Raw genomic sequence first — 17,699 nt, forward strand, 5'->3', positions numbered from 1 at the left:
TTATTTTAAACTCCTTATATTTACTTAACTACACTAACTCCTTTTTAGCAATTGCAGTTTTCACTGTTACTCCTTCTATATTTCCAAGCTTTCCTGTCAAACTATTTATATCATTTAATTCACCAGTTACAGTTATAGAGATAACTGATATCCCCTCTTCAAAAGGAATACCCATTCTTCCTCTTATACTTCCTCTAAAGCTTGAGACTATATCATTAAATTCTGTATTACATTTATGTGGTTCTTCTAAAATTGCGCTTATAACAGCTATCTTTTTCAACTTAATTCATCTCCTTAAAAAAGCCTAGCTTCTTTATATAAAAGAAACTAGGCATATAAAATATTGATAATACCTGTAAGATATTATCATCCTTTACTATTACTAATTTTCTTTCAAATAAGATTTCTCTACATTGTTAGAATTTTTAAAGATATTTATAAACAAATAATTAAAGATATTCTCTAAAACTATTTGAGTATTTTTCTTTAAGTATATGATAATTATTTTTATCATATACTGTCAAGAAGTTTATATTATTAAAGTAATAGTTTATAAAAAGTAAAGAAGTCATAAAATTTTATGACTTCCTAAATTTAATTATTATAATAGCTTATTATCTTTTCTTTTTCCCCTTGTGCAAAATCATAATCATCTAAATTTCTTTCCGATACCCACTTACATTCAACTATGTCTGCATGTGTAGTTACTCTTTCTTTAATTGAACCAGTATATAGTAAATATGAGTCTAAAGTTGTTTCATCAACTACATATTCTTTTAAAGGCGCTAAATCAAATATTATAGATTTTAAATCTTCTTTAATAGCACGATTAATACATTTTTCTGTTGTTTCTTTTCCTCTTAAAGTTCTTCCAAATATATACCATAATTTAGGTTCATTTTTCTTTACTTTTTTCCTTGCAATTAAAACATTATTGAAGTCATCCTTAATAATTATAGAACATCCTATTATTTTAGCCATTTGTAAGTCCCCCTTATAGTAAAAAAACTAGAATAAAATTTAAATATATTGCTAAATTTATAAACTTTTCTTAATATTTAATATTCTATTATATTCGCTTATTTCCTCTAACATAATTTTACAAATAGCTATTTTTTATTTTTTAAATATATCTACTACATCGTCTCTAAATTTATCTATTCCTATTCTATCTATAAAGAAACTTAGTTTCTCTCCTTCTTCAGCCTTTTCTTTATAATAATCAAAAATACAATCTACTAATAAAAGTGCTTCTTTTTCATTTAAATCTTTCTCAATAATATCTGCTATTCTTGGATTGTAACCAGCTGATCCACCTGCCACAACCATAATTCCATTTTTATCAGCTATAATTCCAATATCTTTAGCATAAATACTTCCACAAGCATTTCTACATCCTGCTACCCCTATTTTAGTTCTACAAGGCATTTCCATCCACTGATACTTTTTAGATAGCTTTGTTCCCATACCTATAGTATTATATTTAGATCTTTTACAAAATCCTGCTGGACAAATTTCAACATTTTTAACTGAATTTTGTGATTTAACTGCTGGTTCCATATTAAGTTCTTTCCAAATATCTTCTAGGTCTTCTTGTTGCAAATTTGTTATAAGTATTCTTTGTCCTGATGTAATCTTTAAAACTCCATTATATTTTCTTGCAACTTTAGCTATTTTTTCTAAAGTATCTGGTGTTACGAATCCCCCTCTTATATGAGGTGTTATTGCATAAGTTCTTTTTCCATCATAAATCTTTTGAAGATTTCCATATGTATTTATAGTAATCCACTCCTTTTTATTAATAGGTGTATTTTATATCTACATTTTACTATATAGTAATTATTTATGCAAAATTAATGAATAAATTAAATTTAATAAAAGGTAAAGCTCTTTGCTTTACCTTTTATTAAATTTATATAATATCATACCCATTTTTAACAATATCTAATTTACCAGTCTTAGGATCCATAACTAATCCATGTATTACTATATTTTTAGGCATTAATGGATGATTTTTTATTGATTCTACACTATGCATTATGGATTCTTCAACTGAATCAAAACCATGTAACCATTGCCTTACATCTATTCCTGAATTAAATAAAACTTCTATAATATCTTGTGAAATTCCTCTATCTACAATTTTCTTTAAAAGATCCTCTGTATTTAAATTACACATTCCACATCCATGATGCCCTACAACTATAACTTCATCTGCCTCAAACTCATATATTGCAACAATAATACTTCTAACTATACTACCAAATGGATGCATAACTGTAGCTCCTGCATTTTTAACGATTTTAACATCACCATTTTTTAAATTCATAGCTTTAGGTAATAGTTCTGTAAGTCTTGTATCCATACATGATAATATAACCATTTTTTTGTTAGGATGCTTTGTTGCAATATACTTTTCATATTCCTTATTCTCAACAAAATTACTATTAAATTCTAATATTTCTTCTAGTTTATTCATATTATACCCCATATTTTTTGAAATTTTTTAATATTATATCATATATATATATTGAAATACTAGCTAAAATGAAAAAACTCTAAAATCATTATAATTCTAGAGTTTTCTTTATTAAACATTTAAAATAAACTTTTCTATTGCTGTTGCCACACCATCATTTTCATTAGAATCTGTTATATAATCTGCAATTTCTTTTACTTCATCAAAAGCATTCTCCATAGCAACACCTAATCCTGCATATTCTATCATATGAATATCATTTCCAGCATCACCAAATGTAATAATTTCTTCTCTTTTTATTCCTAAGTGTTTTGCTAAAAGTTCTACACCAGTTCCTTTATTTGCACTACTATTTAAAAATTCTAAGAAATACGGAGTACTTTTTACTACGGTATACTTATCATAAACCTCTTTAGGAAGCTTTTCTATCGCTGGTCCTAATACTTCAGGTTCATCTATCATCATAATCTTTATCATATTTTCATCATTACTTATTGTTGAGAAATCTATCTCTGTAACTTTTATATTATTAATTTCTGCTTCTACTTTTGTATATTTACTATTTTTCGGAGTAATAAGCCCTTTCTTTTCCCAAAAAGCATGTATATTTACTCCTAATTTATCACTTAAATCTTTTAAATAGTGTAAATCGCTTCCCTTTAATGTAACTTTTGATACAATTTCTTTAGTCTTTGTTTTTTGAACTAATGAACCATTATAGCTTAATACATAATCTTCTTCTCCAAGCATATTAAGCTCCTCTAAATATCTTAACACACCTTCTATTGGTCTTCCTGTTGCTAATACAACAGTTACTCCTTTATCTTTAGCAGCTTGGATTGCTTTTTTAGTTCTTTCTGATACACTCTTATCTTCTCTTAATAAAGTACCATCCATATCTATTGCAACTAATTTGTACATACTTAATCCTCCGTAAATTAAATTCAGTAAGATTATATCATAAATCTTTATATTATGTCATTAATGTGCTTTTACTTCCTCTTTATCATATTAGTTTATTTATCATGTTCTATATATGCTCTTAATACATTGTTAAATCCATCTCTTTTTAAAATTTCAAATACGACACCTACAACTTCATAACTTGATGTAGCACTTAAATCTTTTCTTGTATTTTCTAATGTCCTTTTAATATCCTCCACTAATATCTTTAAATCTGATTCATTAAGTATAGTTTCTGAATCTCTAGCTGCATTTTCTAAGCTTGTAAATATCTTCTTTGCTTCAAACTCTTGTAGTCTTCCATCTTTCTTTATTACTTTCATTTTTTCCACCGTCCTTCACTTATATTATATGGTAAATTTAAATTTGTTATTAAAACCTGTAAAAAGTTTTATTTTTTAAGCATAAGTAATACCTATTTTTATGATTTTTTCTTCTATTTTATTAAAGTTAATTACAAATTCATCAAAATGCTTTACTCTTAAAGGTCTACTAATATAATAACCTTGAACTTTATCACAATTTATTTCTTTTAATAAATTTAGTTGACTTTTTATTTCAACACCTTCACATATAACATCTAAGTTTAGTGTATGACATAATTTTATTAAAGTCTCTATTATTGCAACAGTTTTTTTATCTTTTTCTAAACTCATTAATAAACTTCTATCTATTTTTATTGTATCTAATGGCAATATTTTTATATGATTAAAAGAAGAATATCCAACACCAAAATCATCTAAAGATATTTTTATTCCAAATTTTCTAATTTTATTTAATATCTCTATTGTATATTTTGTATCATCTATTATCTCATCTTCTGTTATTTCAAGTTTTATTGCTTTAGGCTCTACTCCTACTTCATTTATTATTGTCATTACCCTATCTATAAAATTGGGTTGCTTTAAAAAAATATATGATATATTAACTGAAATCTTAAAATCCTCTTCGCCTTTTTCTATCCACTTTTTGCAATACTTGCAAGCTTCTCTTAATACAAATTCATCTATTTTAATTATTTCACCATTTCTTTTTGCTATTTTTATAAATTTATCTGGTGGTATAATTTCTCCATCTTTTATCCATCTAATTAAAGCCTCAGCACCTACAATTTTTTTATTATTTACATCATAAATTGGCTGATAATATACTTCAAACTCATTATTTTCTATAGCCGATATTAAATTACCTTCTAAAATTACACTTTCTAACATTTCTTTGGCAAATATTCTAAATCCATTTCCTCCACTATTTTTCACTTCGTACATTGATATATCTGCATATTGTAACAATGTAAAAATATCATCTGTATGTTGTGGATAATAGCTTATTCCTAAACTTGCTTTTAACTCAAAACTAATATTATTAAATTTAAAAATTCCATTTAGAGATTTTAAAGTTTTATTGGCTAATAATTTAATATCTTCATCATCATTTTCACCTATTCTAACAATAATAAACTCATCTCCACCTAATCTTCCAACTAAAATGTTATCACTTTCTAAATCTGTAAGTTTATCTGCTGTAATTCTTAATATTTCATCTCCTGTATTATGACCTAATGTATCATTTATATTTTTAAAATTATCTAAATCTATAAAAAAAACACTAAATTCCTTACCTATACTTATTAATTCAATTAAATATTCAAATAAGTTATGTCTATTAATAAGATTTGTTAAAGTATCATACCTAGCTAAATGTTCCATATCATCTGAATATCTTTTTATATCTGTTACATCATTTATTATAATAGAAAAATATCCATCTTGAAGAAAGTATATAGATATTATCCCCCATTTATCTTTTGTTATATTAACCTCCTTAGCAATACATTCTGCCTTAGATATTTTAATTCTTTTTAATATATCTTTTATTTCGCACTCAAACTCCTGATAATTTTTATAAACTTCTGACAACTTTTTATTTATTATGTTGCTTTTATCTACTTCAAATAAATCAATTGCAGCTTCATTAACATCAACTATTACTCCATCTATAAAATTTCCACTATTATTTTCTATAGCTTTTAAATGAATAAATGAATTTGACATTGCATTTAATATATTAGTATAGTTTCTTTCTTCTTGTTTTAAATGACTTTCTGTACTTTTAATTTTATTTATTAATACTTTTATCTTTTCACATATATTAGAAATTTCATCAGAGTTGTTTAAATTAATTTTATTGTCCTCTTCTGAAGTTTCAACAAAGTTTTTTATAGATTTATCAACTATACTTAATCTATTTATAATTCTATTATTTATATATAAATATATTCCTATATTTATAATACCAATAATCATGCTAGCTATTATAATTGAAGTTCTAATATTAGTAGTATAAATACCTGTTTCTAAATAAATTATTTTTGTTATTGCATTTATAAGAATTATAATAATCAATAATATAGTAAGTGTGGAAGTTAAAAGTATTATAGCCATTTTTTTTGAAAGTTTCATTTTCCATCACCTCAAATTTAATGAAATAAAATTTCAATATATAATAATATTATATATTCACTTTGATATCTTTGGCAAGTTATCCATATTTTTCTTAATAAAAATCTACCAGCTTAGCTGGTGGTATTTCCTAAGCCCTATAAGGGCCTCTTACCTGCATTGCGCCTTAAGGCGCTTAAATTGGTTCGCCAGCCGCATACTATGTTACTTGCTACCCTTAAAAGGGTCCATATATTCTTTCATACTTATTTGATCTGAAATCATATCTTCTTTTTCTTGATTTCTTATATATTCTTCAATTGCCTTTCTATTTCTTCCTACTGTATCCACATAAAATCCACGACACCAAAAATGTCTATTTCCATACTTATACTTCAAGTTTGCAAATCTTTCAAAAATCATAAGACTACTTTTTCCTTTTAAAAATCCTACAAAGCCTGATACACTCATCTTTGGTGGTATCTCAACCAACATATGTATATGATCAACGCATACATGCGCCTCGATTATAGTTACACCTTTCCACTCACATAACTGTCTTAATATTTTACCTATTTCTTTTTTCTTTTCTCCATATAGCTCTTTCCTCCTATACTTAGGCGCGAATACTATATGATATTTACAATTCCATTTTGTATGTGATAAACTATTACTATCCATTACGGATGCCTCCTTTGGTTATTAAATTTGGCTGTCGAACCTAGTTTAATTATACCAAAGGAGGTTTTTATTTCCTACTGACCGCTAAAGCTTTTCGGAACTCACCTGCATAGCAGGTGGTTTTCATTAAACAACAAAAATGTAACTCACCCTTTAACTAGGTGAGTTACATTCTTAATCTATAATTTTGAAATCTTTATTTAAAAAATTTTTATCTTTTATAAAAACACTGTTGTCTAATGGCTCATCTCCATTATTTTCTCTTTCTGCACACCAAATAGTTAAATTATTTATATCTCCCTTGATTTCTATTTCATATATTTTCGGTGGTGAAGTTACCATATATCCAACATCTTTCCCAAAAGCTAATGTTTTACTACAGGTAACCTCTTCATAGGGCTCTGAAGATAAATCTCTCATTGTTACTTTTACATAGCTAATTGCCATATTAGAATTTTTAATAATAATAACTATACTTTTTGTATTTATATCTTTATATATTGGTACTGTTTTAATAAGTTCTACTTTCTCAACTTCTTTAGTATTATTATCCTCTAATAAATCATTAATCTCTATTTCAATACCAATTGATGATATATTATAGTTACTTCTATTTCCTGGCATAACAAGTAATAAATTTTCCTGTCCATTAGATAATATTCCTGAAATGTTTGTATTTAAAATTCCCCAAAAGGTTTCTCCCTCATCATATATACTTATATTATTATAAGAGCTTTCTAATATATATTTATTTTCATCTACATCTATGTTCCATGTTAATTTATCCTTTGTATTTTTCCATAATCCTATTGCTAATTTACCTTTTACCTCACTATTATAAGGTGTAATAAATTTATCTAAATATATTCTTTGATTTTCCTCGTCATTCTCTTCTATACTATATACATTTATAAATTTTTTACTTTCTTCTATTTGATTACAAACACTTATAATATTCCATCCACCAAATAAACTTATAGGAATATTTAATCCTAGCAATTTAACTTCTACTAAAAATTTCTCTTCATTTAAATTTATATTTGATAAAATATTTGTTATATCTATGCTTTCACTATATACTTTATTTTTATTACAAATTAATATTTTATTTTTATAAACTTCAAAACTTTTATTTTTTAAACGTATAATAATTTCACATTCTACTAATTCTTCTATTTCTTCATTTTTCAAATTTTTATTCTCTACTACTTGACAAAGGGAAAATGTAAATTGAGAATAAACTATTTTACTATCCTTAGTAATTTTAAAATTTCCTTTTGATATTGATTTATAGGTATTATCATTTTTGCAGTTTAAAAACTTTAACTTGTTTCCAATATTTGATAATACTCCATTGATATTTTCGCTGTATTTTTTTATTACTCTCATTTATCTTCTCCTTACATATATTTTGATTTAATCTAATGTACCTAGCATTTATTTAAGTATCTATTACTAAAGTTCCAAACACTCTATACAGTATATGTAAAAATTTCTTTAATGTATAAAATAAATTTGTATTTCTTTTTAGCCTTTATTAAAAGAAAAAAGCATACCTTATTAGATATGCCTTTAAATAATTTCTATGACTTTTTAGCCTCTGTAATTTTAACTTTTTTCCCTTTAATTGTTACCTCTTTAAACTTTTTTAATAATGCCTTACCTTTTCCATTTAAAATATCAACATATGAAAAACCATCTTGAACATCTATGATTCCAACATCATCACCTGTAATACCCTCTAAATTACTAAAGCAGCCTACTATATCTATAGGTCTTATTTTTTTCTTTTTTCCTGCTGTAATATGTACTTTTGTTATATCACTATGAATATTTTTCTTTTTAGTTCCAATATTTTTACTCATCTCTTTTTGAGATTCTCTAAAAATATTTCTTCCAGAAACTACATCAGAGTATTCTGGGATTATTCCCTTTTCTATTTTATATCCTATATACTCCTCTACTTCATGAAAATATTTTTTATCATGGCTTGATACTAATGAAATTGCAAAGCCTTCTTTACCAGCCCTACCTGTTCTACCTATTCTATGAACATAACTTTCTTTCTCCATAGGAATTTCATAGTTAAAAACATGAGTTATATGATCTATATGAATTCCCCTTGCTGCTATATCTGTGGCAACTAGAACTTTAAATTCCTTATTTTTAAATCTCTCCATAGTTTGTAATCTATCTTTTTGCTCCATATCTCCATGAAGTTGTTCTACTTTTATTCCTTCTCTCTTTAAGTTGTTAAATACATTTTTAACTTTATCTCTTGTATTACAAAATATTATTGCAGCCTCTGGTGCATTAGCATATAGGTTTCTACAAAGTTCACTTAACTTATCCTTTTCTTCTACCTCTAAATAGCTTTGTTTAATTTTATCTCTATTTAATGCTTTAGCCTCTACTGTAATTATTTTAGGATTTTTCATATATTTAGAGCATAATATTTCTATTTGTTCTGGAAGTGTAGCTGAAAATAATGCGGTATTTCTTTCCTTAGGGATTTTTTCTAATATTTCTCCTATTTGATCTATAAAGCCCATATTTAACATTTTATCTGCTTCATCGACAACAACAAATTTTATATCTTCTAATTTCAAATTTCCTCTATTTATATGGTCACTTATTCTTCCTGGTGTACCAGCTACTATATGAACTCTTTGTTTAAGTTCCCTTACTTGCTCGTTAAATGGTTGCTTTCCAAAAACAGCTGCACATCTTATTTTCTTTATTCTTCCTATATTAGATATATCCTCTTTTACTTGAAGCGCTAATTCCCTTGTCGGAACTAGAATTAAGCCTTGTACTTTACTTTCTTCAACTTTCATCATTTCACACAACGGTATTCCAAAACTAGCTGTTTTTCCACTACCTGTTTGTGACTTTACAATAATATCTTCTTTTCTTAACATATATGGAATGGCCTCTTTTTGAACCTCTGATGGATTTTCAAATCCTAAATTATTTAAAGCCTTAAGAATTTCATCACTTAATCCCATAGATTTAAAGTTTTTATCTTTCATTTTTTCTCCTTGTTTTAAAAAATCATATAAATATATTATATTTTTTTAATTCCTCTATTAATTTATCTGGTGAAGTAAAAAGTATTGTATTAAATCCTATATCTTTTGCACCATCTATATTTTCTTTAACATCATCTATAAAAATAGATTCATTTGCTTTTATATTGTAATTTTCTAATATTTTTTCATACATTTCTTTTTCTGGTTTAATTAAATTTTCTCTATATGAAACAATTCCGCCATAAAAAATACTAAAAAATTCATATTTATTAATAACATGTTCAAATGCTAATAAATGAAAGTTAGATAAGTAATATAAATTATAGCCTTCTTCTTTTAATTTTTTTAGAATTTCAACAGTTTTTTCTATTGGTGTTAATATATCATACCAATTTTCAAAAGCTATCTTTATATTATCTTTATTTTCCCTACTTCTATTTATTAAAACCTCAATAGCATCTTTTTCTTCTATTATTCCCCTATCAAGCATTACCCATTCTTCACTTTGGAAAACTTCTTTATAAACCTCTTCAACTTTTTCTTCTTTTATTTTGCCTTTAAGATACTCCCTTGGATTAAAGTTTAACAATACATTACCTATATCAAAAACTATATTTTTCATAATAAATCTCACCCACCATTTTATTTATATATAAGCTTAAATTCGTTATTAATTATTTCTAGTGTTTTTTTTGTTATTCCCTTCATAGAGTACTTATTACAATCTCTAATTTCTATAATTTCAGTATTTATTTTATTAATTTGCAAGTTTTTTTCTTTTATTTTTTCCACTAAATTATATCTAAAATCATCACCCCCAACAACTATTATATTAGGGTTAATAATACAATTTAATATTGAAATTATGTTTATAACTATTTCTATATAATAATTATCACTTATTTCTTTAGATATTAATTCATTTACATAGGAATTCTTCATAGGAATAAATCCTAATTCACCTGCAAAGTTATCCTTACCCTTTACTAACTTATCATTAATAAGAATCCCTGCTCCTACCCCTAATTTAGAAAAATGAATATACACTATATTTAAATTTTTCGCTTTATCTTTCTCTAATGACATTTTATAGTCATCTGTAAACCCTAAAACTGCTGAATTTAGATCATTTTCCATTACTACTTTAATATTGTATTTTTCTTCTATAAATTTATTTATCTCAATTTGTCTCCACTTTTCTATATTTTTCCCTGTTAAATAACCATTGCTATTTATTATTCCAGGAACATTTATTCCAATTGCCTTTATTTTTTTATATTTATTAAATAATTTTTCCAGAAGACTATCCATTACTTCTTCAATATTATTTTCTTTTATTTCTATATTATCTGATTTAACTATTCCTCCAAGTATATTAACAATATTATAAAATAAAAATTCACCAGTAATTAAGAAAACCACAATATACTTTTTGTTTATATTTAAAGTATATCGTTCTGCCCTTCTCCCGCCACTTGATTTATCTAAACCAATACTTATAATTTCATCCTTTTCTAAAAGCTCTGACAATAGATTTCTTACAGTAGTATGACTAATTCCTGTATCTTTTACTATTTCACCTCTAGTAGCACTTTCTCTTTTCTTTATTGATTCTAAAACAATGGAAGTGTTAACCTTCTTCAATTCTTCTGGCTTCCCAATTAGCTTTTTCATTATATCACCTACCAATAGTCTTATTATTAGTCTATTATACTTAATAAATCCATAGGTTCATTTAATTCATAATCTGCATTAATTTCATTTATATCAAATGCCCCCCATAGTGCTAAAGCAAAATCCATTCCAGCTTCTTTTGCTGCTTTATAATCTGCAATTGTATCTCCTACATAAATTGAATTCTTTGGCTCTATACCAATTAACTCAACAGCTTTTAGTAATGGCTCTGGATGTGGCTTATGATTTTGTGTATCATCAGCTAAAACTATGCTTTTCATATATTCATGTAATCCAGTTGGTATAAAATCTATTTCATACTGCTTTTTTAACTTTGAGCTTGCTATTCCACATGCTATTCCTCTTTCATCTAGTTCTTTAATAACCTTATCAAATCCATTATATAAAGTTGCACCCTCTTCATGCTCATTTACATACTTAACCCAAGTTTTATATGATTCATTAACATTTTCAAATCCTAGTAACTCTAATGTTTTAAGCCCAGGATATGCCATATATTTAAATAATTCTTCAACTTCAACTTCTTTACCTTGTACCTCTTTTATTAATCTCTTTAATGGTATAAGATTCATATTTCTTGTATTTAATAAAGTTCCATCTAAATCAAAAATAACACTTTTATATTGTTTTTTCATATATATCCCTACCTCCCATAAAACATTTAACTTTTGAAAGTTTATAATAAAAGTTTATCATACTTGCTATATCTCTTCAACTATATAATATGAACAAAAAAGTAGCATTAATAAAACGCTACTTTTAATATCCTATTTAATAGTAACAGGTTCCTTATAATCTGTTCCTTTTGTATCTACTGTAATTGATTCTATTATCACTTCATCAACTGGTCTATCATTAGAACTTGTTTTTACAACTCCTACTTTCTCTAGTATATCTATTCCTGAAATAATTTTTCCAAAGGCTGCATATTCACCATCTAAATTACTAGAAGTTCCTGTCATAATAAAGAATTGACTTCCTGCACTATCTGGAATTTTTGTTCTAGCCATTGATAAAACACCTAATTCATGTTTTAAATTATTTTCAAATCCATTAGATTTAAACTCACCTTTTATTGAATATCCTGGGCCACCTTCACCAGTTCCTTTTGGATCTCCACCTTGTATCATAAATCCTTTTATAATTCTATGAAAAGTTAATCCATTGTAAAATCCTTTATTAGCTAGACTTATGAAATTATTAACAGTATTTGGTGCTATATGAGGATATAATTCTGCCTCCATAGTTCCATAACCTTTAACTACAATTGTTGCTATAGGTAGATTTTCTGGTTTCTCGGGTCTTTGAACCTCTTCACTTTTCTTTGATTTTGAACATCCACTTAACATAGCTAAAGTTAGTATAACAGCACATGCAGCAGATATATATTTTTTAGTTTTTTTATTGAACATACTAAACTCTCCTTTTTCTCTTAAGCTTTTACCATTAATTATATAAATACATTATATATATAGTATAAAGTAAATTAAAGTGAATTTTCAGTAAAAAATTTTATTATATATAAAAAATAGATATTATTTGTACAAGGTTTTATAAAATATAAACTATTGCACATATAATATCTATTTCTAAGCTCTAAAGCATTATATAAGATTTTACTTATTTAATTGGATTTCCATTAAAATCTGTATATTCTGCTTTATTTTTTTTATTTCCTATATTATTTTGATTTCCATGTAATCTTTGTCTTCTTTCACCATCTTGTATAGAGTTATTTGACTTTGCATCCTTTGACATATTAAACACATCCTTTCTCTAGATATTTTGCACCTAGATAAAGATTTTAATTCATTGTTATTTTATAGTTCAAACTCCTCTATTTCTATAGAATATGTTCCACAACTTCTGCACACTATTATTGTAATTATATAACTACAATCAACAACACCTTCTCTATAAAGTCTAGTAAATGACTTTCCTTCATAATCATCATCTATGCTAGATGTTATAAATTTGCCATTTTTACTGTATCCATAAAAGTAAAACTCTAGAAAATCAAACACTTTCTTTTTTTCTTCTTTTCCTGCTTTACATTCTTCACAACATGTTTCATAATATGCTGGTATAAAATCAACTTTAGTGCTACTTGAAAGTATTTCTAATATTTTTTTTGTATCTATATTTTCTAATTCAAACTCTTCATCATTTATAAAACTTTCTAAATTATCTTCTCTTAATTCATAATCTTTTCCATCAAAATTAAATTTATATTTCATAATTACCATCCTTTTTTAATCTTTTTACTAAGGTAAGTTTATCATAATATGTATTAATATGCACTATACTTAGAACTTATTAAGATATTTCATTTATAAATATTTCTCCTATTTTAGGATCAAATTGTGTTCCTAAATTCTTCTTAATCTCATTCAAGGCTTGTTTTTTTGTAACTCTATTTTTATAAACTCTATCATTAGTCATAGCATCATAAGCATCAGCTACTGAAACTATTCTAGCTACTAATGGAATATCCTCTCCCATTAACCCTAATGGATATCCTTTTCCATCCCATCTTTCATGATGTGTTAATATTCCTCTAGCTATATGAGCTAAATCTGGAGTTGTTTGTGCTATTCTAAATCCTTTTTCTGTATGAGTTTTCATAATTTCATATTCTTCTTTTGTTAACTCTCCAGCTTTCATAAGTATTTCTTCTGGAATTGCTATTTTACCTATATCATGTAATGATGCAACTAAAACTAACTCATCTAATTCTGATGTATTTAACTCTAACTTTCTACCTATTTTTATAGCATTTCTAACTATTCTCTCTGTATGTTGTTCTGTTTCTAAACTTTTTTCTTCTAATGATTTTTTTAGTGATTCTATTAATCCACTTCTCATACTTTTATGTTGAAGCAATTTATGCCTATATAGCTTATCTTCTGCTTCTTTTAAAAGTTTATCTATTGAATCTAAACCAACATATGTAGTTGCATTTCCTAATGAAATACTTAAAGGTATAGGCTCATGTGGAGTATTTATACATGCTTTAGCTATTCTTTTACATATACCTTCTGCTTCATCTTCTTTAGTATTAGGAAGTAATATAGCTATTTCATCGCCACCCCATCTAAATATAATATCATTTTTTCTACATACACTTTTAACTACATATGATATTTTTACAAGTAGTTTATCACCTTCTAAATGTCCAAAGGTATCATTTACTATTTTTAATCCATTTACATCTCCCATAATTATACTAAATGGTAAATTTTTTTTATCATTTAATTTTTTAATAGATTCTTCAAAATACGCTCTATTGTATAAACCTGTTAGCTTATCTGTATAGCAAAATTTCCTTAACTGATACTCCATTTTCTTTCTTTCAGTTATATCTCTTGATACACAAACAACACCCCAAGCATTCCCTTTATCATCTATAATTGGAGCTTTAATGCTTTCCATATGCCTTACATTACCATCAGTTGTTATAAATACTGACTCTGAGTTATGTATTTTCTTTTCTTCAATTACTTTTTTATCTATTTCTATAAAGTTATTAGCTTGTTCATTATTTGGATAAAGTTCCTTGTCTGTTTTACCTATGATTTCCTCTTCTGATTTACCTATAAATAATTCTGATGTAGTTTTATTACAACCTAGATACACACTATTTTTATCTTTGTAAAATATAGAATCTGGAATTGTATCTATTAATGTTTTCATTAGATTTTTTTGATATATAATATCATTTTCATATTTAATCCTATCTGTTATATCATGAGATACACCTACAAATGCTACAACTTTGTCCTCATCAATTATAGGAATAATATTAACTTCAAAAAATTTTTCTCTTATACTAGCATTGAACTTAACTGGCCTTTTAGACTCAAAAACTTTTTTATAATATTTTTTATATTCATTAGCTTTCTCTATTCCTAGTATACATTCGCTAGTTTTTTCTATTATCCCTTCACTAAAAACCCTATAGTATTCCTCAAAAAATTTATTTATAAATTTAAATTTTCCATCTATCCCTTTTAACCATATAGAAAAAGGAATTACATCTAGTAACTTTTTTATAAGAGCTAAATCTTTCTCCATTTTACACCTCTATATATATAAATAATCATTATATAATTATTGACAATAATTATATATTTAATCCATCTTTGTTTTCAATTCTTATTTGTATTTCAGTTATAAATTCTTTTTCTATTGATGTTTCATGAACATCAATTTTATATATTTCTATAGGATCATCTAAAATAATAAAGTTATTATTATTTATAAAATCTATTATATCTTTAATATGAGCTTCATTATTTTTATATGCTCCTCTATATGAATATGTAAGATATAACCCCTCTTTGATAGTTAAATTATACTTATTATCATTATCTTCTAAAAAACAAAAAACAGCTTTATACTCATTGTAAATATTATCATTTATTTTTTGTAAATCATATATTGCACCTATATTATTATTTCCTAGTAAATAAAATTTTTCTTCATATTTCTTTTGAAGTTTTTTAACTAAAAAATCAACATCTGCATCTCTTGAAATATTTCCATTTAATTTTAGTGCTTTTCTCTCTTTTAAATTTACTAACTTTATATTATATAATTGACTATTTTCAATTACTTCCTCAATATCATTAAGTCTTTTTTCTATATTATTCTTTTGTTTATTTAATTCTTTTATTTTATTGTCTATAAAGTTAATTTCTTCATATAACATTTCCTTAGTAGAATTTACGTTTCTATTATTTATATAGTCTTTTATTTTTATCATAGGAAAATTTAATGCTCTTAATTCTTTTATTAGATTTAATTTCCAAATATCCCTAATACTATATAATCTATATCCATTTTTATCTCTTGCTGGACGTAATATTCCTATCTCCTCATAATACATTAATGAGTCTCTACCTATCCCATATATTTTAGATATTTCTCCTATTTTATAGTAATCTTTCATTTTTATACTATTTCTCCTTATAAGAATGTTGACCTTAGTATTATACCATAGTTTATATTATTTATAAGGAGTGATTAGATGACAGACCAAATTAATAATGTTTCCTTAAAGAAAAAATTTATCCAGTATCTTTTACCATCAGTAGCTGCAATGTGGATTTTTTCTTTATATACTATGATTGATGGGATTTTTGTTAGTAGAGGTGTTGGACAAACTGCCTTAGCTTCTATTAATATTTCAATGCCTTATGTTAACTTTATTTTTGCTACTTCTATGTTATTTTCTACAGGGGTATCAACTATAATAGCTATTTATTTAGGAAAAGGTAAACTAAAAAAAGCTAAAGAAGTATTCTCTTTTAATATTTTGTGTATGATTGTAGTTTCTTTAATTATAACTATTTTAAGTTTAATTTTTCTTGAAAATATCGCTTTATTTCTAGGAGCTACAGATTCTACCCTTTTAATGGTAAAGGATTATCTTAGAATTATCATTATATTTAATGGATTTTTTATAGTTTCATATTGTTTAGAAGTATTAACTAAAACTGATGGATTTCCTAATTTAGCTATTATAGGAATGATTATTTCAGCTATAACTAATATAATATTAGACTATATTTTCGTAATTCACCTAAGCTACGGGGTGAAAGGTGCAGCTATCGCTACTATAATTTCTCAAGGAGTATCTTGTTTATTCTTTTTAAGTCACTTTTTAAAAAGTAAATCAAAATTAGGTTTTGTAAAGTTTACTTTTAATTTTAAAGCCCTTAAAAGAATATTATCTATAGGATTTCCAGATGCAGTTACAGAATTAACCTCTGGAGTTGTAATTCTTTTATTTAATCAAACCATATTAAGATATATAGGTGAAAATGGTGTAGTAACCTACAGTATAATTTGTTATGTGAATACTTTAGTTATTATGACTATGATTGCAATTACTCAGGGTATGCAACCTTTATCTAGCTACTACTATGGTAAAGAAGAATTTATTACTATAAAAAAATTGTTAAAGATGAGTTTAAAAACAATTTTAATTTCATCTATAGTTATATTTATTATTTGCATAATTTTTGCTAAAGGAATTGTTTCTATTTTTATAAAAGATTCTAATCCTGAATTATTTTCATATTCAGTAACTTCCTTTAGAATATACTCTAGTGCATTTTTAGTTCTTGGATTTAATGTTCTTATATCTGGATTTTTTGCATCAGTTGAGAAACCTTTAAGTGCTACAATAATATCCTTATCTAGAGGTTTTATTATTATAACTATATGTTTATTTTCCCTTACTACTTTATTTGGTGAAAATGGTATATGGATTTCAACATTAATTTCAGAAATATTATGTTCCTTAGTATCTATATATCTATTACGAAAAAATAAAGAATTATTAGAATTTCCTAATAAAAGTAGTATTGCTATTTAGCCTTAATCTTAATAAAAATTTAATCC

The 17,699-nt window shown here is 25.4% G+C and carries 19 protein-coding genes; 1 reads left to right on the top strand and 18 read right to left on the bottom strand.

Features of this window, described 5'->3' with window-relative positions; all coding sequences use genetic code 11:
* Positions 1 to 28 precede the first annotated feature (28 nt).
* From ACYQ1T_RS01435 to ACYQ1T_RS01520, 18 genes are all read right to left on the bottom strand, one after another.
* On the bottom strand, positions 29 to 280 hold the full coding sequence (locus tag ACYQ1T_RS01435; RefSeq protein WP_459831002.1) for a TM1266 family iron-only hydrogenase system putative regulator: 252 nt from the start codon (positions 278 to 280) through the stop codon (positions 29 to 31).
* 314 nt (positions 281 to 594) lie between these two features.
* Positions 595 to 981 (bottom strand): NUDIX hydrolase, encoded by a 387-nt coding sequence (locus ACYQ1T_RS01440; protein ID WP_459831003.1) that lies wholly within the window; start codon positions 979 to 981, stop codon positions 595 to 597.
* A 135-nt stretch (positions 982 to 1,116) separates the two neighbouring features.
* Positions 1,117 to 1,779 (bottom strand): nitrite/sulfite reductase domain-containing protein, encoded by a 663-nt coding sequence (locus ACYQ1T_RS01445; RefSeq protein WP_459836419.1) that lies wholly within the window; start codon positions 1,777 to 1,779, stop codon positions 1,117 to 1,119.
* A gap of 133 nt (positions 1,780 to 1,912) precedes the next feature.
* Entirely contained in the window at positions 1,913 to 2,479 is a 567-nt protein-coding gene (locus ACYQ1T_RS01450; protein ID WP_459831005.1) for a beta-class carbonic anhydrase, read from the bottom strand.
* A gap of 111 nt (positions 2,480 to 2,590) precedes the next feature.
* Positions 2,591 to 3,400: a sugar-phosphatase gene (gene yidA, locus ACYQ1T_RS01455; protein WP_459831007.1), complete on the bottom strand. Its 810-nt coding sequence runs from the start codon at positions 3,398 to 3,400 to the stop codon at positions 2,591 to 2,593.
* 95 nt (positions 3,401 to 3,495) lie between these two features.
* Positions 3,496 to 3,765 (bottom strand): ATP cone domain-containing protein, encoded by a 270-nt coding sequence (locus ACYQ1T_RS01460; RefSeq protein WP_459831009.1) that lies wholly within the window; start codon positions 3,763 to 3,765, stop codon positions 3,496 to 3,498.
* A gap of 75 nt (positions 3,766 to 3,840) precedes the next feature.
* The gene (locus ACYQ1T_RS01465; RefSeq protein WP_459831010.1) at positions 3,841 to 5,904 is read right to left on the bottom strand and encodes a sensor domain-containing protein; all 2,064 of its coding nucleotides are present in this window, start codon (positions 5,902 to 5,904) and stop codon (positions 3,841 to 3,843) included.
* A gap of 204 nt (positions 5,905 to 6,108) precedes the next feature.
* A complete protein-coding gene (gene tnpA / locus ACYQ1T_RS01470; RefSeq protein WP_459831012.1) occupies positions 6,109 to 6,564 on the bottom strand; it encodes an IS200/IS605 family transposase in 456 nt (151 codons plus the stop codon).
* A gap of 174 nt (positions 6,565 to 6,738) precedes the next feature.
* Positions 6,739 to 7,953: a hypothetical protein gene (locus tag ACYQ1T_RS01475; protein ID WP_459831013.1), complete on the bottom strand. Its 1,215-nt coding sequence runs from the start codon at positions 7,951 to 7,953 to the stop codon at positions 6,739 to 6,741.
* Between the two features lie 194 nt (positions 7,954 to 8,147).
* Positions 8,148 to 9,596: a DEAD/DEAH box helicase gene (locus tag ACYQ1T_RS01480; protein ID WP_459831015.1), complete on the bottom strand. Its 1,449-nt coding sequence runs from the start codon at positions 9,594 to 9,596 to the stop codon at positions 8,148 to 8,150.
* A gap of 22 nt (positions 9,597 to 9,618) precedes the next feature.
* A complete protein-coding gene (locus ACYQ1T_RS01485; protein ID WP_459836422.1) occupies positions 9,619 to 10,221 on the bottom strand; it encodes an HAD family hydrolase in 603 nt (200 codons plus the stop codon).
* 17 nt (positions 10,222 to 10,238) lie between these two features.
* Entirely contained in the window at positions 10,239 to 11,270 is a 1,032-nt protein-coding gene (locus tag ACYQ1T_RS01490; RefSeq protein ID WP_459831016.1) for an ROK family protein, read from the bottom strand.
* Positions 11,271 to 11,296: 26 nt separating this feature from the next.
* Complete coding sequence (locus tag ACYQ1T_RS01495) at positions 11,297 to 11,926, bottom strand: HAD family hydrolase (RefSeq protein WP_459831017.1); 630 nt, start codon at positions 11,924 to 11,926, stop codon at positions 11,297 to 11,299.
* Positions 11,927 to 12,058: 132 nt separating this feature from the next.
* Positions 12,059 to 12,640, bottom strand: a complete 582-nt coding sequence (locus ACYQ1T_RS01500; RefSeq protein ID WP_459836425.1) for a peptidylprolyl isomerase — start codon at positions 12,638 to 12,640, stop codon at positions 12,059 to 12,061.
* 271 nt (positions 12,641 to 12,911) lie between these two features.
* Positions 12,912 to 13,049, bottom strand: a complete 138-nt coding sequence (locus ACYQ1T_RS01505) for a clostri-philic family protein (protein ID WP_459831018.1) — start codon at positions 13,047 to 13,049, stop codon at positions 12,912 to 12,914.
* Between the two features lie 62 nt (positions 13,050 to 13,111).
* Entirely contained in the window at positions 13,112 to 13,528 is a 417-nt protein-coding gene (locus tag ACYQ1T_RS01510) for a DUF3785 family protein (protein WP_459831019.1), read from the bottom strand.
* A gap of 79 nt (positions 13,529 to 13,607) precedes the next feature.
* Complete coding sequence (locus ACYQ1T_RS01515; RefSeq protein WP_459831020.1) at positions 13,608 to 15,365, bottom strand: sensor domain-containing diguanylate cyclase/phosphohydrolase; 1,758 nt, start codon at positions 15,363 to 15,365, stop codon at positions 13,608 to 13,610.
* 49 nt (positions 15,366 to 15,414) lie between these two features.
* Entirely contained in the window at positions 15,415 to 16,242 is an 828-nt protein-coding gene (locus ACYQ1T_RS01520; RefSeq protein ID WP_459831021.1) for a MerR family transcriptional regulator, read from the bottom strand.
* Between the two features lie 78 nt (positions 16,243 to 16,320).
* Here ACYQ1T_RS01520 and ACYQ1T_RS01525 point away from each other — a divergent pair, with 78 nt between their 5' ends.
* The gene (locus ACYQ1T_RS01525; protein ID WP_459831023.1) at positions 16,321 to 17,673 is read left to right on the top strand and encodes an MATE family efflux transporter; all 1,353 of its coding nucleotides are present in this window, start codon (positions 16,321 to 16,323) and stop codon (positions 17,671 to 17,673) included.
* The last annotated feature ends 26 nt before the right edge of the window (positions 17,674 to 17,699 follow it).

It is taken from the genome of Clostridium carnis, assembly GCF_054657435.1.